The following is a 24,886-nucleotide window of genomic DNA, read 5'->3' on the forward strand; positions in this document are numbered from 1 at the left end:
TTAAGTAAGAAGATAAGGGGGAATTGCTCCCCCCATTGATTAATTCAGGGTAAGCGCATCCGCTCCGTTTTTGGCAAAATCAAGGCAAAGGTTAAAAGCGGTCTGCCCTCTTTGTTTGGCTGTGCCGTCCATGATGGATTTGAATTTTGCCTCATCATCGCTGAATTTGCGCACGTTTTGAAAATAGCCCGTGATGGCGTTATAGGCACCGAATACCGTTCCGGCGGTTGTTTCCATTTGTTGGGTGGGACTGCCTAAAGCGTATTCATACACGTTATCCACGATATTGGTATAGGTGGTGGACAGTTCATCTACTTTGCCGTTCGCTAAGTTTTTCAGGACTTCCCTGTTAGGCGACATAGCAATTTCGATGAGCCTTTTTACTTCCTTGTCGGTGATTTTTACCTGTGACCAATGGTTGAGCAATCCCTCCAGTTCATGCCCTAAACTGCCCGATATGCCCATCAGCGTATGTGCCTGTTTCAGGCGGTCGTTAGCCGAAGCAGTATGCCTTATCTTAATAGAGTTACTGTGGTTGCGCAGGGCGGCATTAAGCGTATTGTTGCATACGATACGGATAGGGGTAAATGCTGCGGTGATACTGCCGAACCCATCATGCGAAGTGGTCAGGAAAAGATACTGTTCTATCATATCCTGTTTACCCACCCGTATATAGCCTGGCAGTTTGGCGGTGATAAAAATACGTTCGCCTTTCCCTAATGCCCCGGCGGTTTCGTATAAAATACCATCCCCGCCACCCACGATGGCATCAAAAAATTCAAAGGCGTTTGTGTTCTGTACGATTTCATAGTCCTTGCCCACCACGCCCAAAACGGCATGGTTGTCGGTGCGGACGGTTGCGAAATGGTGAGGTACGGGCAGTTGGCTACCCTCCACTATTTCGCCGTTATCTCCTATGGTTTCATCCCGTTGGTAGGTAAACAGGGGAGATTTTATGACCTCGTAATCTAAACCTGCATATTTTATTGCTTCTGCGCTTGTGGGGTATTGGTCAACAATTTGACCTAACCCGTGCCATGCTTTTTCGTTTACGCTGAAAAAGCTGTCTTTTCCGTTTACCCTGTTAATGTTATGTGCCATGTTTTTTAAATTTTAATTGACCGCTTAATTGCGCTCTAAATGAATATTATGTTATCTCTCTTAAAATGGCAGGTCGTCATCTTCACCTGCTGATTTGCCTTTGTCTGTTCCCTGTTTTTGGCTGGTGCTGTTGGCTGAAACGCTCAAAAATTTGAGGTTGGCGATATTGCAGGTCAATGAACTTTTGGCATCGCCGTCCTTATTCACCCATGCACGGCTACCCATGCGCCCGTACAGTTGCACCAGTAAGCCTTTTTTTAGATACTCGCCGACTTTGGCATTCATCCAGTAAGCACATTCCACATAGGTGGTCAGTTCCACCCGCTCGCCATCTTTGGGTTTGTAGCTGTCGTTGATAGCGATACTGAAATTCACTACTTTTTTTCCTCCCTTAACCTCGCTCACCTTAGCGTCTGCAGTTAATCTTCCTGTTAGTTCCATTTGCGTAAAAATTTATTTGTTAAAAAATCTGTTCCTCAATGACCCATTCGGCAAAACCCTCATTTGGCCTTTGATAGAGGCAGAATACTTGCGCGGGGGGCGAGCGGAACAAGGCTGACGCAAAAAAATACGACCCGGAGCGCAGCGGAGGTGTGGAGATTTTTTTAAGCGGCACTCGCCTGGCCTTGGCCGCTGAAGAGGGGTAAATTTGCCTCAAGCAAAGGCTAAATGAAGCGCATTTAAAAGCTAAGAGCAGTCCGGGGAAGGCTATGAAGAAGAAACCTCAAAGCGAATCATTCGAAAGGACCTAAACCGGCAGAAAGGTCAACTGCCCTTCCGGCTACCGTTGCCGGACGAGGCACCCGAAGGGTATGGTTGCGCCTTTCTGACGATCTATCGGAGCGCGGGGGGAAGAAAATGACCTGATCACAGGTGATCTATTACACTAATTGTTAGATTTGAAGTTGTTAACGATTTTCCTAACCTAATCTTAACTATGTCTTTTGGAAAAATATTTATAGCCGCTGTGCGGTTTGCCCTACTCGTTATTTCTGTTATCGGGATCTTCTACCTGATCCGGGAGTGGCGCAGAAAGCCATTCAAAAAACGACTATTAGCTATTGCCGAAAAGGTAATGCAAGCCAATTTAAAGTTTGAGCAGCTTACCGATTTCGGGCTCTATTTTTCTTACCGGGATGAGCAGTTATTTTTAGAAGCTTACCGTGAAACGCGAAGGGTGATCAATTCGAAATTTGAACGCCTCGGGTTGCCCGCTGATTATGAATCATCCCTTCGTGCTTTTTGTAATAATTTTGACTCCCTGGCCGGAATAAGGGCAGCTTACAATGATGAGTTTGTGGTAAGGGAAGCGGAAAAATTTGCCGGTTTCTTTTCAAACCTGGAAAGCTACCCTTTATCCGCCGATCAGGTCGAGGCGATCATTCGCGATGAAGATAATAACCTTGTTATCGCTGGTGCAGGCACAGGCAAGACGACCACCATTTCGGGGAAAGTCGCTTATCTACTGGAGAAAAAGCTGGCGATGCCGGAAGAGTTATTGGTTATTTCTTTTACAAAAAACGCCGTACAGGAAATGTATGATCGTTGTGCGCGGTTCTGTCAGCATATCCCTGAAGCTAAAGATCTGGAGGTACGTACGTTCAATAGTTTTGGCTATCTGGTCAGCCGGACTTGCTCGAAAAACGAAATATTGCTGGCGTTTGATGGTAGCGATGATGCCGCTAAAGCATTCATACAAAAGCAATTTGACCAATTGTTTATTCAGGACGCTGACTTTCAACGGAAAGCAATGAATTACCTGGCTTTTTTTAACCGGCCATCGAGAAATGAGTTCGACTTCAAAACAAAGAATGATTTCCTGACCTATGAGAAAAGCTTTAAGAACGTCACCCTCGATGGCGTGCAGGTCAACAGCAAGGAAGAAGTAGAGATCGGCAATTTCTTTTGCCTGTTTAATGTAAACTATGAATATCAACGCCATTTTCCGCTAAAGGAAGAAGACAGAAACGCAAGTTATGGTGTATATCAACCCGATTTTTACCTAAAGGACTATCAGATCTGGCATGAACATTTTGGAATAGACCGCGAAGGCAATGTGCCGAATTGGTTCAATACCCGTCCGCCATTTCCTACGGCACGGGACTATTATCAGGCAGGCATGGCCTGGAAGGAAGGCATACATGCCAAATACGAGACGAGGCTGATCAAAACTTACTCCTTTGAAAACCGGGAAGGCAACCTGATCAGCAATTTGAAGAATAAGCTGATCAGTGAAGGGGTCACCCTTCGGCAACGCACCCCGGAAGAAATGCTTGAACTGATCAAAAAATCAGAACAGTACCAGGATTGTATGAACCTGGTCTATACATTTTTGGGTTTGATGAAATCAAATGGAAAAACACCGGATGATCTCCTACCAGCTAAAGATGACAAACGTTATAAAGTATTTCTGGACGTTTTCAAACTCCTTTACCGACAATATGATCAGCACCTGAAAAGTATTCCGGCAGTTGATTTTAATGACATGATCAACCACGCGGCGCAGCATTTCAGAAACGGCCAGTTTAAAAAGCCTTATAAATACGTATTAGTCGATGAGTTCCAGGACATGTCGCTGGGCCGTTATCAGCTTTTACAGGCCATTCGTCAGCAAAATCCTGCTGTTAAACTTTACGTAGTTGGCGATGACTGGCAATCCATCTTCCGCTTTACCGGCAGTGATATTTCCATCATTACAAAGTTTAAACAGCATTTTGGATTTACCAGTCAATCTACTATTTTGAAAACCTATCGGTTCCATGACCATATTCTCCAGGCGAGCAGCGGATTTGTACAGAAAAATCCTTCTCAAATTCAAAAACAGCTAACCGCCCAACAAACTGCGCCGGAAGGGATATTAAGTTTTGAGTTTATCGAAACTGCGCCTGGCAATGGGGGCCGAACACAAATACAGCAGGCTAAATGCCGGCAATTGATAGCGGTTCTGGAACAGATCTCCGCACTACAAGCAGAAGCCATGGTTTTTTTGATCGGCAGGTACAAGTTCAACCAGCCGGAGGACCTTAATGCCATACGCCGTCAATACCCGCAATTAAAGATATACTTTTTTACTGCGCACGGCGTAAAAGGCATGACCTGCGATTATGCTGTGCTCCTGGATATTGATTCAGGCATATTGGGATTCCCATCCGAAATTGCCGACGATCCTTTATTAAGCTACCTATTGAATGAGGGCGAAGCTTTTGAGAACGCGGAAGAGCGGCGTGTATTTTATGTGGCGATCACACGGGCCCGTTACAAAAATTATTTACTCTATAATCCCAATCAACCCAGCAAATTTTTGACAGAACTTAAAGCAGCCACTAATCTTATCTCAGCTGAGGTCGCAAAGACCTGCCCGGAATGCCAAGCATTCCTCATCAGGCGCACAGGTCTATTCGGCGAATTTTATGGCTGTATCAATTATCCGCGCTGCCAGGGAAAAATAGCGATATCCAGACCGACAGTTATTATTCAGGACCAAAAATTATAGCGTAAGATCCTATAAAAACAACTTAATAAGCTCTGCCATATATTTGATCACCAGTCCCACCTGAGTGATCAGTTTCACCCATCTAAGAACCTCATTTTGCCGCGTCTTATGCGTTTTAAAAATACCGGTCACGGATAACCTCTGCCTGCCTCCGTTAGATTTATTAATATCCAATTTCATACATCAATTATTTAACTAATGCAAATTTGATGAAGACCGAAATCCAGTAACCGGTTACAATCGGTTACAAATTTAAATTCGCTGTTTCGATGGCGGCTTTTAGGCTGATGATGTCTGCCTCTGCCTTTTTGAGGACCGATTCATTCGCAGTCAAATAGGGTAAGATACTTTCAAATAGTTCAATTTTGTTGCTATTTTTCTTATTAGAGTTTTCTGCGCCCGTACGGTTGGCTTTACTTCTATAACGCGAATATTGATTAAACAAAGCATCGCCTGAGGTATGCTGGTATTCGTTAACGATCATTTGTGCATTCGTCCGCGTCACCGCCCGGTCCGTATAATGGCAGATCAGTGCGATCTGTTTGATGGTTGGCTTAGGGCTGGTTGATACAGCTATAAGAGGGGCCGAATTAACGGGGAGAGCCAAATTGTTTTTGGCGGCGTTATAGCTAAGATATGCTGAAAAAACCGGTATGGTCAGCAAGGTGAGGTATTGTTCCTCATTGCGGTATTCCCAGTCTTTATGCGTCTGTAGCCAAATATTGAACTCATAATTACAGGTAGTTTGGGCAATCAGAAAATGCTTTTGATCCGGAAAAGGTCCAACAAGGCCGTTGGCTGTGGCAGCGGCAAACAGCTCGCTGAACTGGTGAAATACTTTTTCCGACGGCTCTTCCGGTTCCATGGCAGCCAATAATTCATTTACATCAAGTCCATGGTTGATTGCTGCTGTAAAGGCGATCCCGTATTTTTCGAATTTATTCCGCATGGCCTGATCGGTTTTACAATATTGTTTTTCCGGGGTATCACCAGGGAAATTCAGGAATGTGGTTTGCACTAATTTCAGGGTGATGTTAAGCTCATCATTCATATTGTTTACCGGGTAACCGCCGAACCATTTAAGTATAAAGCCGAATAAGGTATGCTTTTCACGGTTAGATAGCGTCAACGATTCAAAATGCCGCATCACCAGGTCTGGGTCATTGAAATTAAGTTTGACGAACTCGTATTGCTGATCAAAAAGATTTAAAAACGCAAGTGGCGTAAATGTTCCCTTGCCGGGGCCAGTCTCAAAAAATGAGATGGTTTCGTTAACCAGTTCCTGGTTTGGGATCACTTTTTTCTCTGTGAAATGCTCCAGGGCGTAATTATTGGAAATTTCGGTCAGATCACGCCCTGTCAGCCTGACTTCATCTTCATCTATCAGCAAAATAGTTTCATTTTTAAGCACTTTAATAAGGCTCTTCAGGTCAAACAGGCCTTTTCGCCATTCCCGCTTTGTATGTTCGCGGTCGGTTGTGATAATTTTCATATCTCCGATCTTCGTATCAAAATCAATCTCGTTCCATGCCCTGACATGGCGCTCACAGCCCGGGAATTTAATATTAATAAAAGCTGCCAGCTCTTTTAATATGTCATCCAGTTTTGAGTATGTATCAAGCAATAGCGCTTTATCTTCGGTTGTTTGCTGATATCCTGCGGGTGCTGCACGCAGATGTAATATTTCTGGCAGTTCATCGGTACGGGTCAGCAGGTTATCCAGCACTTTAAGGTCTTTTGCTTTCATTTTTTTATCGGCGTCTTTTCAAAGTTAAGCTAAGAAAAGGATTGTTAGGATATTCTATTTTTCGGTCAGGGCAGGAATGAAAAACGAGCGCAGCTTTACCCGGCGGAATAAAATGAAGCGTGGTGAACCAGTGAGGCAGGAATGATGCGCTGATTCCGGGTTTTCAATGTCCAGGCTTTTGCGAATGCAAGTGCCTGAACGCTTACATCAAAAGGCTCAGGGATCGCAGCGGCATCCTTTCCGGGAAAGATACAGCGGAAAGCGCGGCCCGGAGGGGAGCCCATGATCGATCAGTTTGTATATATGAGCCGTTGAGCTTTTGATCATTGACGAAAAACTTGCTATAAGGTTCCCATTAAAAAAAGATGTGCTTTAATGGAGCAATAATATCGCCCATTTTATATAGAATAGGGAATTGGCATCATATTTAACACAGATCGGCAGCTACGTTAAAGAATTGTGCCGATGAAAGACTACTTATTTGCAGAACATTTACTACTCCGGATGCCCGCCAATAGCCGGGATGCTTATCACCAGGAAGGGCAATACCATCTTGACGATCTTTACTTCAGGGCGGCACTTTATCTCGCCAGTCCCTTGTTTTATAGCTGTTTGGAACAAAAAAACTTCGATCATGCGGCATTATCCGTTAAAGAACGGCTTACCTTACAGAAATATATTAACCGCTATTGTTTTCGCCCGATCCCCTTTGGATTATTCGCCGGGGTAACACTTATTCGTTGGGCCGAACGGTCAGGATTTGACCTAAATGCTATCCGCCCGGAGGATGCCGTTATTCTTCCCGACCAGGGATTCGTTCTAAAATTAGCAGAAGATATCCTACAAGGTGAAATGAAAAGCGAAGTGCTTTATGAAGCAAACCCGACGATCTATCGTTTATTAGGAGAGCTTCGCTTTATCAGCACAGAAATAGATGAGCAGGAACGTTTGCGAAAATATTTGTTGCAGTCCACGGATTATTCCAAAGTATTGAAAGACCTATTCCTGTTTTGCACCGTTCCCAAGCGCCGTGAAGAAATGATACAGGAGATCTGCCGGCTTGCCCGCTGCTCGGACCTCATCGGGGAAGACTATTTTGAGTTTTTGATACAGGAGCAAGTTTTTGTACACCGTTTCAGGCCTAATATCAATGGGCCAAATTACCTCGAACAACTGCTGGCCAACATACCTTTGTCACTTAGACATAACGGCAGGCCCGTTGCCTTGAAGCAGGTATTGGAAGAACTAAAGACAAAAAAGGAAAATAATGCCGCCTGGTTTAAGGAGATCAATAGCAAGCTAAACAAGCTCATGGAGCGGGAAGCGGACCAATTACACTCCAATCACCTGCAAGTTATCCTGCACCGGACAATTAATTCTGCCACGCTGGATAAAGATTACCAGGAAAAGATCAGGAATGGCCTGTTCGCATTGGATCAGCTTTGCCCTGAAGAAACTGTTCCTGATATGGCGCAATTCGTAAAGGCTTTTCAAAAGTCATTTGAAGGGGAAACGTTGGACCTGCTCTACGCGCTCGACCCAGAGGTCGGCATCGGCTATTCGATCCCAGCACCGGATAAGGAGAACCAATTGCTGGAAACCCTGCACATCGCCGCTAAAAGAAAAAAGGGGCAAACGGGCAACTGGAGTCCGGCGCACAGTTACCTGTTAGAGCAATGGCACGATACTCCGGGAGAGCGGGTGAAAATTATTCGGTTACACGAAGACGGATTGAAGGGCCTTAAAGACGCGTCAGGATCATTACCAACGTCCGGACTTTCCGTATTGTTCCGAATAGCCAATGACGACCTTTACCTCGAAAGCGCGGGCGGTGTCAACGCCCCGGCATTAATGGGCAGGTTTACTATTGCCGACCCGGAGATCGCCGAAGCTGCCCGGCAAATGGCGGCGCAGCAGCAAGCCGACAATCCTGAACTGCTATTCGCGGAAATACTGCACCTGGCGGGACCGCATACGGATAATGTGAACCGCCGGGAACCGGTTTGGGCGCATGAGATCCCGGTCACGGCCGTTTCTACTTTGCCGGAAGACAGGCAATTGGCCTTAGCCGACCTGAAGATCCGGATCGAAAATAACAAGGTTATTCTGTATTCCGAAAAACACAGCAAAGTGGTCATTCCCAGGCTGACCTCGGCTTATAACCATACCATCGACAAATTGCCGCTGTTCCGGTTCCTGGCTGATCTTTCCTACCAGTACAGCCGTTTCGCATTGGATCTCGACCTTCGCGCCTTTTTTCCAGGTTTGACCTACTATCCACGTGTAACCTATAAAGAAACGATCCTATACCTCGCTACCTGGGTACTTACTGAAAAACAGATCAGGTTATTGACCCAAAAAGAAGCGCCTGATATTTTTAACAACTTCCAGTTTTTTGCCCAAAGCCTGGACCTGCCGCCTGTCTTTTCATTGGTTGAAGGTGACCAGCAATTGGTCTTCTACAGAGATACCGAAGCGGATATCATATTCTTGTCGGCCTGTATCAGGCAAAAAAATGAGGTTGTCCTCAAAGAGTACCTAACAGAAGAAAAGGACAATACCCTGATCAAAAATCAAAACGGGCGGGCAATGGCCAGCCAGTTCAATGCCTATTTATTGCCGGCTAAACCGATGGCAATTGTTCCGCCGGATTTTACAGTACCGTCGGCGGAGCGCATACCCCGTAAATTCATGCCGGGGTCTGAATGGCTTTATTTGAAGATCTATACGTCCAGGATCGGGGTAAAGCGCCTGCTGTTAAAAATCCTTCCGCTCATTCGCCGCCGCTATCCGCATGGCCGGATCGAAAAATGGTTCTTTATCCGTTATGACGACCATGCCCCGCACATTCGTCTGCGGATGCAGATCGATCCGCAGGACACCGGCGTTATCCTGATGGCATTTAAGGACAAACTGGAGGACAGTATTTCTCAGCATATCATCCGGGAATACCAGGTCGATGTTTACAGCCGGGAATTGGAGCGGTACGAAGCCGCTGGAATGGCTGCTACGGAAGATCTCTTTTGGGCAAGCAGTGAACTGCCCTTAAAGCTATTTGGTCTTCAGGATAAGGGATCGCCGCTTTTGAGCTACCAGGTCGCTTTACGAACCGTCATGGATATGATCATTACTTTCCTGCCGGAGCCGGTGACGCAGTTGGACTTCGTGAAGATCAGCTACCGGCAATTCCTTCCGGAATTTGAAGACAATAAACTGCAAGTGGAGATGGATAAAAAGTACCGGGAGTTGTCCTCCCAGTTAAGGTCATTATTGAATGATGAAAATTTTTACCGTTCATCCGGCCTCCTGAAACCCGGCAAGCAATTCACCAAGGCATTAAACGCCTTAGTTCTGTTGGTGGATGGCCATCAAAATGATAAAGGCAATTTTATCCGGAGCCTCATCCATATGCACCTGAACCGGCTGTTTACAGACGAAGCCCGGAAACAGGAAATGGTCGTTTACTACCTGCTGCACAAGTTCCTGAATGCTGAACAGGCCAGGGCCAAAAATACTGAACTGGCAGTTTAGCGGTCGGTTTTAACAAGGCGTTCATCCATAAAATCCAGGAATTTTTGTTTGTAATGATCGCCCATGATCAGGGATTCGCCGTTTTCCAGTTTCAATTGTGCGCGTTCGATCACCTTTACAAAATCGATATTGACGATAAAAGAGCGATGAATACGCGCGAATAAAGTTTTAGGGAGGTGCCGCTCAATTTCCCGCATGGTCACATAAGTCATGTGCTTTTCATTCGTGGTATGGATCTGGATATAATTGACCGCGCCTTCAATGAACATCACTTCATCAAACCTAATCTTCACCATCCGCCCTTTGATCTCGCTTTTAATATTAAAGAAACCATGTTTTTCAAGTGTATCCGCCTCAGGGCCTTTTTTTATCTTTCTTTTGGCCTTTTGGATACATTTAACAAACCGCTCGTAGTCGATGGGTTTTGTTAAAAAATCAAATGCTTCCTTGTCAAATGCCAGCAAGGCATATTCAGGAAAAGCGGTCGTAAAAACTACTGAAGTGTAAAGGTTGACCATTCCGGCGAGTTCCATTCCGGACAATTGCCGCATATCAACGTCGAGGAAAGTAATGTCAGGTGCGTTTTTACCGGTCAGCACATCAAGCGCTTCCAAAGGGTTCTGGCTGGAACCGATGAGTTCCAGGCCGGGTGTCCGTTCGATATATTCCTGTAACAAGGCAATCGCTTCGGCCTCGTCATCGACGATATAGCAGGTAAAGTTCATAGGTGTAAGATTAATGTGACTGAAAAAAGATCATCCTTATCCTCGATATCCAAGGTGAATTTATCCGGGTAAAAATTAACCAATCGTTTTTCAATATTTTTCAGACCGAGGCCGCCTTTAGGGTATGGGCTGCCCGTTCTTTTTTTGTTCTTAGTGATAAAAACAAGCGTATTATCCTTTTGTTCCAGCCGGACAGACGCCGGATAAGCGGCTTCAGCCAGTTCGCCGTGCTTGATCAAGTTTTCCAAAAGCGTGATCAGAATGAGCGGTAGAACGCGGATCTCGGCTAGTTTTCCCTTCTTCCGGAACTTGATGAACAGTTCTTCCTCTGAGCGGAGCTTACTTAATTCGATCAACTTCTCGATCTGTTCCACCTCCTGAGTTAATAACACGGTACGGTTGTCTTCACTAGAAACGAGGGAATAGCGCATAATATCCGACAATAGCATCACCCCTTTACCGGCACGGTCTGACAGGCGGCGGACAGCGTTATGAATAAAGCTCAGGGAGTTAAATAAAAGGTGCGGGCTGATCTGGTTTTGCAGGTAGGCATTTTCCGCGGATATGTATTTATTTTCCAGCTCCAGTTTTTCCGCGATACTTTTAAGCTGTTCCCGTTCCATCACATGATTGCGCTCTTTGAACCGCACCATGTAAAGCATGGACCAATAGGCGATACTGAAACCAATAAAGAATATTTCCCGCCAGATATTAGTCAGCCACAGTTTTTCATTGGCAAGGTTAAGCACTAAACTTAGGTTTTGCGAACCGGAGAAAAGGCGATCTAATTCAAGTTTAATAAACAGGTAAACCACGATCTCGATAGCGATTAAACCGCAGGATATTAGGTATGGCCGCCGTGTTTTAAAAAAAGCGAAGTCAAGGATAACATGGGCATTGAAATAAAAAAGGCCAATATTTAATAGATAAAAAACGATGTAACGGTGCGCAGAGTTGCTCAGGCCCACCGTGATTTGGATGAGCGACATTTCATAGCCGATATAGATCAGCCAGACCAAAATGTGCCGGAAAACAACAACTCTTCTTTTCATTTCAATTAAATTCAGCTGTCATAGAATTGTCATCGTCCATTATCTGCATATCACAATTACCGCTCCGCGTAATAAAGTTCCCGCGCCATTGACACCAAAATAGCTTTGGTCAAAACATCAAAGCCATGAAAAATTTAAGGTCAAAAAAGCTCAACAAAAGGATCAGCACCGTTTGTGATTTTAATAGGGGAAACTCAAGAGGGTTACTTTTCGATACGAATATGCCAACGGAAACAGATCCGACAACAGCAACGGTAACCATAATTATAACTACTGCTAATACGCACGCAAAAGCCTAAATGTTAACGTAAAGTTAAATAATATTTAAAAACTACCTCAACCGATCATTAATAACGCATTATATGTTTCACTTATTTTTTGAGATTTGGTCAAGTCGGAATTATATCAACTGGAAAAACAAATCGGGAATATCTTAATTGATAGGCCGGTAACCGGAAAAGAGCATCAGTTCGCAGCGCAGGTAAAGTCTGTCGTTACCCATTGCATCAGCCTGAAGGAAAAATGGGCACATGAATTATTCCATGCCGTCAAAGAGCCTGTTGCTGCCCGTTATGTGCAGTTTCACCAGGCGGGGGTTACGGCACTTTCCAACCAGTTAACTATTGAGTTGCCACCTGCTTACTTCCAGGGTATGGAAGATAAGATCCATGAATTGTATCTCACTATCGTCAGCAACCTGGAGAGCCTGCTCCAATTCTTGCGGCAGGGTTTTTATAAATACTTCGACCATGATTACCCGGTTTCTTATAAGCAATGCCGGGAACGCGCTGAAACGATAAACAGGCTGATAATTCGCCTAGCCGTCGCTTTACAGGAATCCGGTATTGACGAAGCGCTGATCAGCTCCATTAAATTGTCTTTTGACCACAAGTTTGCGGATGCAAATGAGTTGGGGATAAGTTACCGGCAACTGGACTATTGCGACGCCATCACAGCAATGATTCCCCGGCTTTTAAACGAGCAATCCAACATCGGTACCATCACTTTGGCGCATGAACTGTATCATCATAACTTTAACAGCTATGAGTTCAGCCAATGGTACCAGGAATATTTCAGTTCCCGGATCAATAAGATGGTTCAAAATAAAAAAGAAACAGCCATTCGCGATGAGATCGATGCCTTCCGATCCACTTTTATAAAACAGGAGTTGGTCTTTGAGGCTGAACTTCCCGCGATCAGCGAGCAATTGATTCCCTGGCTCCAACAATTACTACCGGGGCAGCCAGGAACTGATCTGAAAGCCTCATTAAAAATAAACGGTCATGAACGGATGCCGCTTAAATTCTCCGTGGCGCAATTTGCTTTCTTCGTCCGGCTATGCTACCTCGAAGGATGTTTCCCTGTGAATAATATCTCTGATATACTAAGGTTCTTTACCCGGAATTTTGAAACCAAGAAGCAACTGCACATCTCGTTCAAAAGTTTTGCCCGCGCTTTCTACGGGGCTGACCAGGCTACGGCTGCGGTCGTACGGGATTTTTTGCAAAGAATGATCAATTATATCAATAAAACTTATTTCCCCTGAATTTAACCATCAACAGGATAGCTATGGAGAACTGATACGCAATGGCTTTGTTAACGACACCGGTTTCGGTTAACCAGTGGCAGGGCCTATTATCTAAAGGCTAAAACTATGATAACTAAATTCAGTGACCGGCTGTATGCAGACCTGAACAAGGACCTGAATGTCCTGATGCTTGAAGAAGACCAAGTGATCAAAAGGCTGGAAAAATCCATCCATGTATGTTTAAAATATCTGCGCAAGCTTAAAGACTACTGTAAACTCAACGATCCCGGCACCCCGGCAGAGGAGATCGTGTTCTTTAAAAATATCAAACCCAAATTCAAATCGCAGCTGATCTTTTACCAATCCCTGCTGAATATGGAGATCCGGAAACCAATCGGCGACGGAAAGGTCGTAGCTGATTATTTTGCCAACGAGATCAAAATCCTTTACCATTTTTTTGAAAGTAACCTTTCCTTTTACCAGTATGTACGGACAGAGGCAACCTACCTGGATGAATATTATTTTGTACGCGGTAATTATGATGTTCACCTCGATCCTGACCAGTGTGTCATTGATTTCGACCCCACGTTCAGCACAACCCATGACCATAAATTGGCGCAGGTATTAGCGAGTGCCCTGATGCAGGAACACTTGGAACAGGCAATTCAGAAGATCAGTCAAAAAGATGCCATTATGCAGATCGATTCCGAGTTCAGGGACTTTGACTGGAAGCAAACCAAATGCGCCCTGATCGAACTGATCTATTGCTGGCACGCGACAGAGGCTTTTGGAAAAAAGAACCTGAAAAGCATCGTCAAGTTCATCGAAAAATCCTTTAATATCTCTCTGGGTAACTTTTACGATACCTACGACTGGCTTTGCGGCAGATCCAGCCCGACAGTTTATATCGACGAAATGAAGGAGGCTTTCCTGCTTCGGATACAGAAAAAATTACGATGAACACCAATTAAGGAGCGCCTAAAAACCGCTCCTTATTCATAAAAATAAAAATAGTTGCGCTCCGAGTCGGATAAACTCGGAGCATTTCGGGCAGGGCTTTACGGAATTTTGTCCTGTCGGCAGCAATGGGGCTGCGGTCAAAACTTACAGCTTATGCTTCACCAAATTTCCTGGTTTACCTACACGGTCAGTATCCTCTCTCTAGTTATAATTTATTACGCTTATGTGGGCTTAACCTTTTACCGGGTTGAAATCCTGGCAACTTTTTACAGATTGACGGGCAGACAGCCGGCGTTTGAAGCTTCCAGCAAAGGCGATCTCCAAATACCGGACTATGATATTATGGGCAAGGCACAGCCAGACGATGTGGATTTTGTTAATGCCGAGGAACTTTCCTTTGGACCCGCCGATGTACAGGACGAACTGCAATCTGACCAAGCTACGAAAGTAATTATCCCGGCAGGATCTGACAGCCGTTTGATCGGGGATTTTTCTGAAATGGTTTCCGAGGCCAAAACGTTGATCCGGGTCATTAACGAATCCAGCGAGAGCAAGGAAAATTTCGAGATGCTGTTCCGACTGATCATACAGAAATACCCGGCATTGACAGGAACCGCCTACCAGCAGCAGATCAATAATTTCCTGCTCTCAGAAGGTGTTCCGCAATTTCCCTTTTCCCTAACACTAACCGACCTCGAAAACTATTGGACAAACGAAAATTAAAACGATACAGTTATGAAAACGAACCTTTTAAAACACGGCAGATACCGCCTGAGCGCGGCACTCAAAGCGATAGCCTCCTTCCTGTCACTCGTTATGCTTACCCTACAGGCCGCTATGGCGCAGGATGGGAACGCAGGTATCAACCAGGCTACCACTCAGGTCAAAAGCTATTTCGATACAGGCACTAACCTAATGTACGCCATTGGAGCCATTGTGGGCCTGGTCGGGGCGATCAAGGTCTTTAAAAAATGGAATGACGGTGAGCATGATACCGGGAAAGTCGCTTCCAGTTGGTTTGGCAGTTGCATCTTCCTGGTGGTTGTCGCTACGGTATTAAAATCATTCTTCGGAGTCTAAAATCTATTGCCATGCAGGAATTACTCAAGATAAAACTGAATACTTTTTTAAAGCAGAACAGGCCCGACCTGCTGGTCGCCTTGCAGCAGTCAGGAACGACGGGCAGCTATTTGGAGGACAAGATCGAGTCGATCAGTGGTCTGCCGGAAAGGCTGCTGAATCAAGGCCGCCCGCCGTACCTCATCACGGAACTGTGTATGGCCGTACTGACCGCTGATCTCGGTGCTTCCCGCTACCAATACCTCGCGGAATTACTTGATACTGATTTTCTGCCGATGGCGGACAGTCTACGGGTCAACGGTTTGCTGACCTATGAACTGATCAACCTGCTGGAAGCCTGTGAACCTGTTTTCGAGGAAATGGGCTTTAACGAAGACAACCGGATGCTGCGCTACGCGCTTAGCGGCACCATCCAGGAATACGCGCAAAGGAACTGGACACCCCAAAATTTAAGGTTATGGCTTTCTCCATCCGTCAAAAACTAAACGATAACCTCGCCGCGCTGCGGATCGCCTTAGCCCGAAAGGAAGGCGAACGCCCCGATGCGGAACAAATGGCCGTACTGCAAAAATATGCCGGCTTTGGAGGGATCAAGCAGGTCATGTATGGTGACGGCTCCCGTGAAGATTGGCAGAGGCAGAAAGCGACCGCTGAAGATATGCGGTTATATGAAGGCCTAATGGACTTTCATAAGTTGCTCAGGGAACACCTTGACGAACCCACCTATAAAAAAGCGGTTGATTCGGTTAAAAACAGTGTGCTTTCTGCTTATTATACCCCTGAATTTGTACCGCAAAGTATTTTTTTCGCCCTGAAATCACAGGGCCTTTCACCAAAGTATTTGTATGAGCCCAGTTCGGGTGCCGGTATTTTCATCACTGAAGCCATCAAAGTATTCCCGGAATTAAATCTGGTGGCCGCTGTCGAAAAGGATCTGTTAACGGGCAAGGTTTTGAAAGCCATTGGTGCAGGTTTACCTATTTCAGTCAATGTACAGATCAGCGGGCTGGAACAATCAGATACCAACGATAACGGCAGGTACGACCTGATTGCGAGTAACATCCCTTTTGGAAATTTCAGGGTTTACGACCCAGCCATCAAAGAGGCTGCTTTATCGGGGCGGATACATAATTATTTCTTTGCCAAGGGGCTTGATAAACTGGCGGATGGCGGGTTACTGGCTTATCTAACCACCGACGCGTTTTTAAACAGCGCTTCTAATCAAACGGCAAGGGAATACCTTTTTGACCACGCTGATTTTATCGGGCTAGCCCTGATGCCGGATAACCTGATGAAAGAACACTCGGGCGTGGAAGCACCCACTCACTTGCTGATAGTTCAAAAGCGTGATGGAAAAACGGATCTATCAGAAGAAGAGCAACTATTGGTTTCCACGAACGAACAGGCCAATGAAAATGGCCGCTATTCCCTGAACGCTTATGTGGAAAGGCATTCCGACCTGATCTTCGCCGATGAGATAGCGGAAGGCACCAACCAGTATGGCAAAGCGTCGCGGGTACTCAGGTATAACGGTGACTTCAACGACCTTGCAAATGCTTTAACCGAAACCCTTGCCGATGCCATGGATAGCCGGGTCAATAAAGTGGCTTTTCAGCAGGCGCAAAGCGTGATCGCCAAACAAACAGCAGCTATCGTTGACACGCAACAGATCGCAATTACCCAGGCCGGCACATTTTTCACCCTATTGCCAGTACCGGAAAGCAAAGCGGTCGCTTCCGCCGTTCAATTAGGGTTGTTCGACAGTGTTCCTGCCGAAACGATCAACCGGGCACAGGCTTACCTATCGGATATGGATCTCGCAACGGTACAGCAGGCCTCTGCACGTCTGGTCAGTACGATCCAGACAGCGGAACAACCGGGGCATGAAAGCATTGTGCTGGTCACTTCCAGGAGTAAAGCGAACGGGCAGTACCTATACAAGCTGTATTCCAATGTAAAAGAAATACCAGTATCCGCCCGTTGGATGAACGCAGGTATTTTAAGCAATGAACTGAAGAGCCTTTCCGAAGACCTGCGCCGATTTGACCACATTTATAAATATGAGGGTGACCGTTCGCTCGAACCTGCATTCCACCTGCTCCCGGAAGCTGTCCGGCCATTTACGGCTTTAAAGCCGTTTTACCGAAAGGGAACCCTGGTGAGTCATCGCGGGGAGGTGGGGGTTATCGGGCAGCCTGAGAAAGAACAAGCTGTTTTTGAACCTTTCGGCTCCCAAAAAGATATTGCCTTTTACGAGCAATATATCCGGGTAAGGGATTTTTACCAGCAACTGTCTTTAAAGGAAAATGATAAGCGGGTTGCCGACAGTGGCCTAAGGGCAGAACTAAACCGAGCCTATGAGCAATTTGTAAAAGATTTTGGAGAACTGAACCAAAATGCGAACCGGGGCAGGCTGCTGAACGATGAAGCGTTTGGCTTTATCATGCTTTCCTCATTGGAAAGAAAAGAGCATAACCAGATTGTCAGGGCGGATATTTTCCACGCCCCGCTATTCCCCAAAGATGAAAAGTTTGAAAGCGATAATGTCGCAGAGGCACTGGCACTGAGCCTGAATGATACAGGCCGGGTCTCGCTGCCTTTCATAGCGGAAGCCACAGGAAAAGACACCAACGAGGTGATCACTGATCTCGGGAAACTGATCTATCTGAACCCGATTACTGCTTTATGGGAAACCGCCGATCATTATCTGTCAGGTAACGTTGTAAAGAAACTCGCCGAGGCCGAACGTGCCGCTGAACTGAATCCGGACAATGAGCAATTATTGCGGAGCCGGGATGCGATCAGAAGTGCGCAGCCGGATAAGATACCTTTCGACCTGCTGGATTTCAATTTGGGTGAACGATGGATACCTACTTCCTTTTATGACCGTTTCGCGACCCATCTTTTTGAGGCGCAAACCGAGGTGGCTTATTTCGCTTCGCTCGATACATTCAAGGTCAAGTATGACCATGGTAACGCGATAACCGACCAGGAATACAGTATTACCCCGATCCAGGGGAACAAGGTCTTCGGCCATACGCTGATGGAACATGCGCTGGAAAATACCACGCCACATTTTACCTATACGGTCAGTGTCGGGGATGGAAAAACCATCCGGTTGCCGGACAATGAAGCCATACAGCTCGGCCACCAAAAAGTGGAAAGCATTCGTAACCATTTCCTGAACTGGCTAAAGGAACTGCCACAGGAAGATAAGGACCAGTTGACCAATATCTACAATGATACTTTCAATTGTTATGTCCTTCGGGAGTATGATGGCGGCCATTTGAACTTTCCGGGGCTGGATAAACAGGCGCTGGGCATTACTGACTTGTACAGTTCACAAAAAAACTCCGCCTGGCGCATAATCCAGAACCGGGGCGCACTGGTAGATCACGAGGTCGGTTTGGGTAAAACCCTGACGATGATCGTCGCCAGCCGGGAAATGAAACGCCTCGGCATCGTCCATAAGCCGATGATACTGGCTTTGAAAGCAAATGTTGACCAGATCAGGGACACTTATAAATTAGCTTACCCGAAGGCGCGGATATTGGCACCGGGTGAAAACGATTTTGCACCGGATAAACGTGTCCGTCTTTTCCACGAGATCAAAAACAACAATTGGGACTGCATTATTTTAACGCATGACCAGTTCGGCAAGATCCCGCAGTCCGAAGAGATACAGCAAGAGATATTCCAGGCGGAACTCGACAATGTAGAGCGTGACCTGGCTACGGCGGTCACTTTAGGGCAAAAGATCAGCAAGAAGGTACTCAAAGGTTTAGAAGTACGGAAAAGCAACCTGGATGGTCGGTTAAAAGAAGTTGCTGACCGGATCGAGCACAGGCAGGACAAGGATATCAATTTCCAGGAACTCCAGGTTGACCACCTGTTTGTTGACGAATCCCATAAATTTAAGAACCTTACCTTTTCCACCAGGCATAGCCGGGTGGCGGGCTTGGGTAACATAGCCGGTAGTCAAAAGGCCTTGAATATGCTCTTCGCGGTCAGGACCTTGCAAAAGCAATTTGACAGCGACCTGTGCGCCACCTTCCTTTCCGGCACGCCTATTTCCAACAGCCTAACCGAAATGTACCTCATCTTTAAATACCTGCGGCCAAGGGAAATGGAGCGGCAGCGCATTGAGAATTTTGATGGCTGGGCGGCAGTATTTGCCCGTAAGACGGTGGATTTCGAGTTTTCGGTAACCAATGAGATCATCGCCAAAGAACGCTTCCGTTACTTTATCAAAGTCCCTGAACTGGCCTTGTTCTATAACGAGATCACGGATTACAAGACGGCCAAACATATTAACCTCGACAAGCCCGCGCTGAACGAGCAGTTGGTCAATATCCCGCCGACACCCGATCAGCAGGATTTTATCCAAAAGTTGATGCAATTCGCTAAAACAGGCGACGGTGCTTTGATCGGACGGGCACCCCTAACGCGGGAAGAAGATTTCGCGAGGATGCTGATCGCCACCAATTACGCCAAAAAGATGGCGGCGGATATGCGCTTGATCAATCCGGAATATAGTGACCACCCGGATAATAAGGTCAATGTATGCGCCAGGAAAGTGGCAGAGATCTACGAACAGAGTACCCCGTTCCGGGGAACCCAGATCATCTTCAGTGATATCGGCACCCCGAAGCCCGATCAGTTCAACGTGTACGATGCCCTAAAGAACAAGCTGGTACAGGATTTCAATATACCACCGCACGAGGTCACCTTTATTCACGACTGGTCTGAAAAGCAAAAACCGGAACTGTTCCGCCGGATGAATAACGGTGATGTCCGTATCCTGATCGGCAGCACCGAAAAGGCGGGAACCGGGCTGAACGTCCAGAAACGGGGTGTAGCGATGCACCATATGGATATCCCCTGGAAACCTTCTGAACTGGAGCAGCGTGACGGGCGATTGGGCAGGCAGGGTAACTGGCTGGCCAAAGAACACTATGGCAATAAGGTGATGAATTTTATTTACGCGGTCGAAAAGTCACTTGATAATTACAAGTTCAACCTGCTGCAAAATAAGCAGCGGTTCATCAGCCAGATGAAAAATAACAACCTGCATTTACGGACAATAGATGAAGGCGCGATGGATGAGCAAAGCGGCATGAACTTTTCGGAATATATCGCCATTCTTTCGGGAGACACGTCGCTGCTGGAAAAGGCCAAAGTAGAGAAAAAAGTAAATGCGCTTGAAAACCACCGGGCAGCCCATTATAAAGAATCGTCCCGTTCAAAATACCACCTGGAATCCCTCAGCCGGGATAAAACAGAAAAGAGCCGAACAGCGGAAAAGCTATTGGCAGACCATACGCTATATCACGGGCAATTAAAATATGATGGCGACGGCGCAAAACTCAACCCGATCAGGGTGTATGATCTTTCTTCGGCAGATGCCGAAGAGATCGGCAGGTACCTGATCAAGTTGTACAAAGACTGGGAACCTGAATCCGGCAAGGCTGATGAAAAGCAGATAGGCACCCTCTATGGTTTTGATCTGTATATCCGCAGGCAGCAGGAAGCCTGGGATGAAAACGGCCTCACCCGTTACCGCTATCACAATAATTTCTATGCGGAAAGCCCGGAGAGCAGTATCAAATACACTTATAACAAAGGCGCGGCGAATATCGATAATCCCAAACTGAGCGCCCGGCATTTCCTGAACGCTATCGACCGGGTGGACCACCTCAAAGATAAATACGGGCGGGAGGTAGATGAGATCGATAAGGAAATTGCCCTATTGGGCCAGATCGCTGCCAAGCCTTTTGAAAAGGAAGCAGAACTGGCGCAACTGAAAACAGAACTGTCCAAACTGGAAAGAGAGATCGCCCTCAAGATCCATGAAAGCCAGATGAAGCAACATGGGCTTTTCCAGGAGCAGCCCGCAGCAGAACCGGCGGTTGAGCCGAAAGTGATCACGCTTCATCCGAAAGAAGGAACTATTTTAAATCAAAACCCATCCCTAAAACCCAAAGCGCCCTTAATGCCGCTGGAACAAAACAAACGCAGCCGGGGCTATCGACAACACTTATAAAAACAGACACCATGAGAAATTCAAAAAATATGGCCCGGAAATTACCGGAATTTACCATCGCCGGAACCCTCTTTACAGTAGATGGCCGGATTTATGAGTTCAGGGAAACAGCGGCCCCCTGGAACCAGATCTCCATGGATCATTTTTGGGAAGATGAACCGACCCATATCCTGTTCGATAAGCAAACCAACAACATCTATACGGGGGAAGGTAGCATCTCGGACAGGCCCGACCATGTGGAACTGGTCGTGGTCCCTCCGCTCATGGAATTGGACCCGGTAGGCCTTGCAAGGCGTTATAACGTGCCTGATGAAACCTATATCCCAAAACATAAAAGGAAACAAGTATTAGCTGAACAAATGATCGGTCTGCAACAAAACACGCGGAAGCATCAAAAAGGAAGGGGGATCAAGTAATGCCGGTTTACCATATCAATAAAGGCATTAATAAGCCTATCGAATTTAAGGGGCTCAAAGCCCAATATATCGGCTATTTGGCCGGGGGCCTTGTCGGGTTGCTCATCTTATTCGCGGTGATGTATATCGTCGGCATGCCGGTTTATGTCTGTATCGCCGTGATCTCGGCTTTAGGTGGGGGCTTGTTTTACCAGGTCTTTAAGTATAGCCATACCTACGGGCAGTACGGTTTAATGAAACGGACCGCGAGGCGCTACCTGCCGGGCTACCTGAAATTCAATTCACGAAAAGTATTCACCCGATTAAAGAAATAGTTATGGCAGCATTCACGAAAGCGGAACAAATTTTCCCGATCTATAAAGTCGAGCATGATTGCATGGTTTCTGTTCAGGGCGACCTGACCGTCGCCTACCAGGTATCCCTGCCGGAGATCTTTACCCTGTCAGATGAGGATTATGAAACCTATCACCAGTCCTGGATCAGGGCGGTCAAGGTATTACCGAAACACAGCGTCGTTCACAAGCAGGATATTTTTATCCGGAATGGTTATGCCGGGGCGCAGGGTATCCCGGCGAACTTTTTAACGACCGCTGCCGACCGCCATTTCAAAGGTCGGCCATTCCTTGACCATACCTGCTACCTGATGCTGACCAAAAAGGCGGAAGACCGAAAACAGGCCGACAGCGGCTTTTCGGGAATCATGCGGAAAAGCATTACGCCCAAACAAACGACTGACGAGCGGGCCTTACCAGAATTTTTGGAGAAAGCCGGGCAGTTTGAGCGAATCCTTTGTGACAGCGGGTTTATCAAACTCAAAAGACTGAACAATGACGAATTAACCGGAACCCCTAAGAAAGGCGGGCTGCTGGAGCAATACTGCTTTTTACAAAACGCGCATGAGCTGCCGATGCTTAAAGATATCCACCTGAAGGACAGGATACAGATCGGCGACCAACATGCCCAGCTTTTTACCCTGGGTGACGCGGAGGACCTGCCTGCTTTATGCGGGAGCAGGTTAACTTATGATAAATACAGCACGGATAAAACCAAATTCCCGGTAGGCTTCGCCGCTCAATTAAACCTATTACTGGACTGTAACCACATTTATAACCAATATTTTTTTATCGGGGATACGGGGAAGACACTCAAACAACTGGAAGCTAAAAAGTTGAGATTACAATCCCTTTCCGCCTATAGCCGGGAGAACGCGATAGGCCGGGATGCGACCAACGATTTCCTGAATGAGGCCATCAGCCAGCAGCGTTTGCCGGTCAAAGCGCACTTTAATGTCCTGGCCTGGACGGATAAGCGCGAAGGTTTACAAGATATCAAGAACCTTGTGGGTTCAGCCATGGCGCAGATTGGGGCTAGCAGCAAGCAGGAATCAGACGGGGCGGCACAGGTCTGGTGGGCAGGCATCCCCGGCAATGCTGCCGATTTCCCGGTGAATGACACCTTCGATACCTTTTTGGAACAAGCTACTTGTTTTTTAAACCTCGAAAGTAATTACCGCAGCGACCCGGCGGCTGAGGGTATCCGTTTCTGCGACCGCCTGACAGGGAAGCCGGTCTTTGTTGACCTTTTCGATGCCCCTCGAAATAAAGGCATTACCTCGAATATGGGGATGCTGGTTTGCGGAACATCCGGCGGCGGCAAATCCATGACGGTCAACCATATTTTACGTACCCTTTATGACCAGGGCGCACATTGTGTCACGGTGGATATTGGCGGCAGCTATAAAGGCCTTTGTGAACTGGTTGGTGGTTATTACTTTACCTATGAAGAAAGCAACCCGATCCGGTTCAATCCCTTCTACCTGCCGGAAGGGCAGACACTGGATACTGAAAAAAAGGAAAGCCTGAAGGCACTGCTGGTCACCTTATGGAAGCAGGAAAATGAAAGTTTTATGCGCAGTGAATACGTGGCACTTTCCAATGCGCTACAAGGCTATTATGAGCACCTGGAAAAGAATAAAGCTATATTCCCCGGCTTCGATTCCTTTTATGATTACCTGCAAAGCCATTATGTACAGATTCTAAAGGAACAGCGGGTAAAAGACAAGGACTTTGATATTGACAATTTCCTGTACGTATTAAGGCCTTACTATAAAGGCGGTGAATTTGATTACCTATTGAATGCCTCGGAGAACCTGAACCTGCTGGACCAGCGGTTCGTGGTCATTGAGCTGGATTCGATCAAGGACCATCCCATTTTGTTCCCGGTGGTTACGCTGATCATTATGGAAATGTTCCTGTCGAAAATGCGCAAACTGAAAGGGATCAGGAAAGTGCTGACCATTGACGAGGCCTGGAAAGCCATCGCCAATTCCGGTATGGCGGGGTTCATTCAATACGCTTTTAAAACCATGCGGAAATTTAACGGCGTTCCGAATGTGGTCACGCAGGAACTGGACGACCTGATCAGCTCCCCGATCATCAAGGATGCGATCATCAATAACGCCGATATCAAGATCCTGATGGATATGCGCAAGTTCATGAACAAGTTCGACAAGCTTCAGGAAACGCTCGGGATGTCGGACAAGGGTAAACAACAGGTATTATCCGTCAACAAGGATAATCGGGAGATTTATATCGATCTGGGCGGGCAGGTGATGAAAGTGTTTAAGAACGAACTTGCCCCTGAAGAATATTATGCTTACACGACCGAAGGCAGGGAACGGGTAAAAGTGCAGGAATATGCCGCCGTCCACGGCAGCATTGAAAAAGGCATCGCGGCGCTTGTCCGTGAACAACAGGAAAAATAATCACTAAAAAAATCGAAATATATGAAAACGCTAAAAATGCTAATACTGATCGGCTGCACATTCATAATTGTTGCCTGCAACAAAACAGCAGGTACAATTTCCGGGGTTTACGTAACCGCTTTTAAAAATGTATACAGCATCGCTAATGACACGCTGATCATTGAAGCTTACAACTTAGAGGCAGGCACTTACCATGTTATCAGGCGATCTGGTTACCACCGGATGAGAGAAGGAAAAGTATTACCAAAGGAATTTGATACAAAAAAATGGGTAGCGACTTATAATCAGGATAAACAGGTACTCCAGGAAACAGAGCTTGGGCGGCAGATCTATGTCAATGCCGACAAAGGCTCACTGTCCTTCGGTGCGACGTACCAGAAGATCAAATAAGGTTTAATTATTCATCATTTATTCAATTTACTGCCGCTACTGAGCGGCAGAAGGGA

Annotated in this window: 17 protein-coding genes; 12 read left to right on the forward strand and 5 right to left on the reverse strand. The window is 46.4% G+C overall.

Annotation, left to right across the window (positions count from 1 at the left end):
• Window positions 1-39: 39 nt before the first annotated feature.
• Window positions 40-1,101, reverse strand: coding sequence for a DUF932 domain-containing protein (locus tag ABIB50_RS05715; protein ID WP_429378006.1), 1,062 nt, complete (start codon window positions 1,099-1,101; stop codon window positions 40-42).
• A 60-nt stretch (window positions 1,102-1,161) separates the two neighbouring features.
• Complete coding sequence (locus tag ABIB50_RS05720) at window positions 1,162-1,542, reverse strand: single-stranded DNA-binding protein (protein ID WP_429378007.1); 381 nt, start codon at window positions 1,540-1,542, stop codon at window positions 1,162-1,164.
• A gap of 496 nt (window positions 1,543-2,038) precedes the next feature.
• Here ABIB50_RS05720 and ABIB50_RS05725 point away from each other — a divergent pair, with 496 nt between their 5' ends.
• The gene (locus ABIB50_RS05725; protein WP_429378008.1) at window positions 2,039-4,594 is read left to right on the forward strand and encodes a UvrD-helicase domain-containing protein; all 2,556 of its coding nucleotides are present in this window, start codon (window positions 2,039-2,041) and stop codon (window positions 4,592-4,594) included.
• 244 nt (window positions 4,595-4,838) lie between these two features.
• Here ABIB50_RS05725 and ABIB50_RS05730 read toward each other — a convergent pair whose 3' ends face one another.
• Window positions 4,839-6,341 (reverse strand): hypothetical protein, encoded by a 1,503-nt coding sequence (locus ABIB50_RS05730; RefSeq protein ID WP_429378009.1) that lies wholly within the window; start codon window positions 6,339-6,341, stop codon window positions 4,839-4,841.
• 465 nt (window positions 6,342-6,806) lie between these two features.
• On the opposite strand from ABIB50_RS05730, the gene ABIB50_RS05735 reads away from it, so the two are divergent.
• Complete coding sequence (locus tag ABIB50_RS05735; protein ID WP_429378010.1) at window positions 6,807-9,872, forward strand: thiopeptide-type bacteriocin biosynthesis protein; 3,066 nt, start codon at window positions 6,807-6,809, stop codon at window positions 9,870-9,872.
• Here the strand turns inward: ABIB50_RS05735 and ABIB50_RS05740 are convergent.
• Complete coding sequence (locus tag ABIB50_RS05740) at window positions 9,869-10,597, reverse strand: LytR/AlgR family response regulator transcription factor (protein ID WP_429378011.1); 729 nt, start codon at window positions 10,595-10,597, stop codon at window positions 9,869-9,871. The two genes, ABIB50_RS05735 and ABIB50_RS05740, sit on opposite strands and share 4 nt — an antisense overlap.
• On the reverse strand, window positions 10,594-11,649 hold the full coding sequence (locus tag ABIB50_RS05745; RefSeq protein ID WP_429378012.1) for a sensor histidine kinase: 1,056 nt from the start codon (window positions 11,647-11,649) through the stop codon (window positions 10,594-10,596). The genes ABIB50_RS05740 and ABIB50_RS05745 overlap by 4 nt, the downstream gene beginning before the upstream one ends.
• Window positions 11,650-12,034: 385 nt before the next feature.
• On the opposite strand from ABIB50_RS05745, the gene ABIB50_RS05750 reads away from it, so the two are divergent.
• The 10 genes from ABIB50_RS05750 to ABIB50_RS05795 all read left to right on the forward strand — a co-directional run bounded on the left by ABIB50_RS05750 (window position 12,035) and on the right by ABIB50_RS05795 (window position 24,830).
• Window positions 12,035-13,195, forward strand: a complete 1,161-nt coding sequence (locus ABIB50_RS05750) for a hypothetical protein (protein WP_429378013.1) — start codon at window positions 12,035-12,037, stop codon at window positions 13,193-13,195.
• 108 nt (window positions 13,196-13,303) lie between these two features.
• Window positions 13,304-14,137 carry an RteC domain-containing protein gene (locus ABIB50_RS05755; protein ID WP_429378014.1) on the forward strand — a complete coding sequence of 278 codons (834 nt, stop codon included), beginning with the start codon at window positions 13,304-13,306 and terminating at the stop codon, window positions 14,135-14,137.
• A gap of 153 nt (window positions 14,138-14,290) precedes the next feature.
• Window positions 14,291-14,860, forward strand: a complete 570-nt coding sequence (locus ABIB50_RS05760) for a hypothetical protein (protein WP_429378015.1) — start codon at window positions 14,291-14,293, stop codon at window positions 14,858-14,860.
• A gap of 93 nt (window positions 14,861-14,953) precedes the next feature.
• On the forward strand, window positions 14,954-15,217 hold the full coding sequence (locus ABIB50_RS05765) for a DUF4134 domain-containing protein (RefSeq protein WP_428329718.1): 264 nt from the start codon (window positions 14,954-14,956) through the stop codon (window positions 15,215-15,217).
• Between the two features lie 11 nt (window positions 15,218-15,228).
• The gene (locus ABIB50_RS05770; RefSeq protein WP_429378017.1) at window positions 15,229-15,702 is read left to right on the forward strand and encodes a hypothetical protein; all 474 of its coding nucleotides are present in this window, start codon (window positions 15,229-15,231) and stop codon (window positions 15,700-15,702) included.
• Between the two features lie 194 nt (window positions 15,703-15,896).
• Entirely contained in the window at window positions 15,897-21,260 is a 5,364-nt protein-coding gene (locus tag ABIB50_RS05775; RefSeq protein WP_429378019.1) for a helicase-related protein, read from the forward strand.
• 11 nt (window positions 21,261-21,271) lie between these two features.
• Complete coding sequence (locus ABIB50_RS05780) at window positions 21,272-21,676, forward strand: hypothetical protein (protein ID WP_429378021.1); 405 nt, start codon at window positions 21,272-21,274, stop codon at window positions 21,674-21,676.
• Complete coding sequence (locus ABIB50_RS05785; protein WP_429378022.1) at window positions 21,676-21,990, forward strand: DUF4133 domain-containing protein; 315 nt, start codon at window positions 21,676-21,678, stop codon at window positions 21,988-21,990. The genes ABIB50_RS05780 and ABIB50_RS05785 overlap by 1 nt, the downstream gene beginning before the upstream one ends.
• A 2-nt stretch (window positions 21,991-21,992) precedes the next feature.
• A complete protein-coding gene (locus ABIB50_RS05790) occupies window positions 21,993-24,440 on the forward strand; it encodes a TraG family conjugative transposon ATPase (RefSeq protein WP_429378024.1) in 2,448 nt (815 codons plus the stop codon).
• 21 nt (window positions 24,441-24,461) lie between these two features.
• Window positions 24,462-24,830 carry a hypothetical protein gene (locus ABIB50_RS05795; protein ID WP_429378026.1) on the forward strand — a complete coding sequence of 123 codons (369 nt, stop codon included), beginning with the start codon at window positions 24,462-24,464 and terminating at the stop codon, window positions 24,828-24,830.
• Window positions 24,831-24,886: the final 56 nt, after the last annotated feature.

Origin of the sequence: Mucilaginibacter sp. UYCu711, assembly GCF_050433825.1 — a bacterium.
GTDB lineage: Bacteria > Bacteroidota > Bacteroidia > Sphingobacteriales > Sphingobacteriaceae > Mucilaginibacter.

Bases quoted from the DNA above. Each gene is read 5' to 3' on its own strand.
- ABIB50_RS05715 (WP_429378006.1), bottom strand. From the start codon at position 1,101: ATGGCACATAACATTAACAGGGTAAACGGAAAAGACAGCTTTTTCAGC.
- ABIB50_RS05720 (WP_429378007.1), bottom strand. From the start codon at position 1,542: ATGGAACTAACAGGAAGATTAACTGCAGACGCTAAGGTGAGCGAGGTT.
- ABIB50_RS05725 (WP_429378008.1), top strand. From the start codon at position 2,039: ATGTCTTTTGGAAAAATATTTATAGCCGCTGTGCGGTTTGCCCTACTC.
- ABIB50_RS05730 (WP_429378009.1), bottom strand. From the start codon at position 6,341: ATGAAAGCAAAAGACCTTAAAGTGCTGGATAACCTGCTGACCCGTACC.
- ABIB50_RS05735 (WP_429378010.1), top strand. From the start codon at position 6,807: ATGAAAGACTACTTATTTGCAGAACATTTACTACTCCGGATGCCCGCC.
- ABIB50_RS05740 (WP_429378011.1), bottom strand. From the start codon at position 10,597: ATGAACTTTACCTGCTATATCGTCGATGACGAGGCCGAAGCGATTGCC.
- ABIB50_RS05745 (WP_429378012.1), bottom strand. From the start codon at position 11,649: ATGAAAAGAAGAGTTGTTGTTTTCCGGCACATTTTGGTCTGGCTGATC.
- ABIB50_RS05755 (WP_429378014.1), top strand. From the start codon at position 13,304: ATGATAACTAAATTCAGTGACCGGCTGTATGCAGACCTGAACAAGGAC.
- ABIB50_RS05760 (WP_429378015.1), top strand. From the start codon at position 14,291: ATGCTTCACCAAATTTCCTGGTTTACCTACACGGTCAGTATCCTCTCT.
- ABIB50_RS05765 (WP_428329718.1), top strand. From the start codon at position 14,954: ATGCTTACCCTACAGGCCGCTATGGCGCAGGATGGGAACGCAGGTATC.
- ABIB50_RS05770 (WP_429378017.1), top strand. From the start codon at position 15,229: ATGCAGGAATTACTCAAGATAAAACTGAATACTTTTTTAAAGCAGAAC.
- ABIB50_RS05775 (WP_429378019.1), top strand. From the start codon at position 15,897: ATGGACTTTCATAAGTTGCTCAGGGAACACCTTGACGAACCCACCTAT.
- ABIB50_RS05780 (WP_429378021.1), top strand. From the start codon at position 21,272: ATGAGAAATTCAAAAAATATGGCCCGGAAATTACCGGAATTTACCATC.
- ABIB50_RS05785 (WP_429378022.1), top strand. From the start codon at position 21,676: ATGCCGGTTTACCATATCAATAAAGGCATTAATAAGCCTATCGAATTT.
- ABIB50_RS05790 (WP_429378024.1), top strand. From the start codon at position 21,993: ATGGCAGCATTCACGAAAGCGGAACAAATTTTCCCGATCTATAAAGTC.
- ABIB50_RS05795 (WP_429378026.1), top strand. From the start codon at position 24,462: ATGAAAACGCTAAAAATGCTAATACTGATCGGCTGCACATTCATAATT.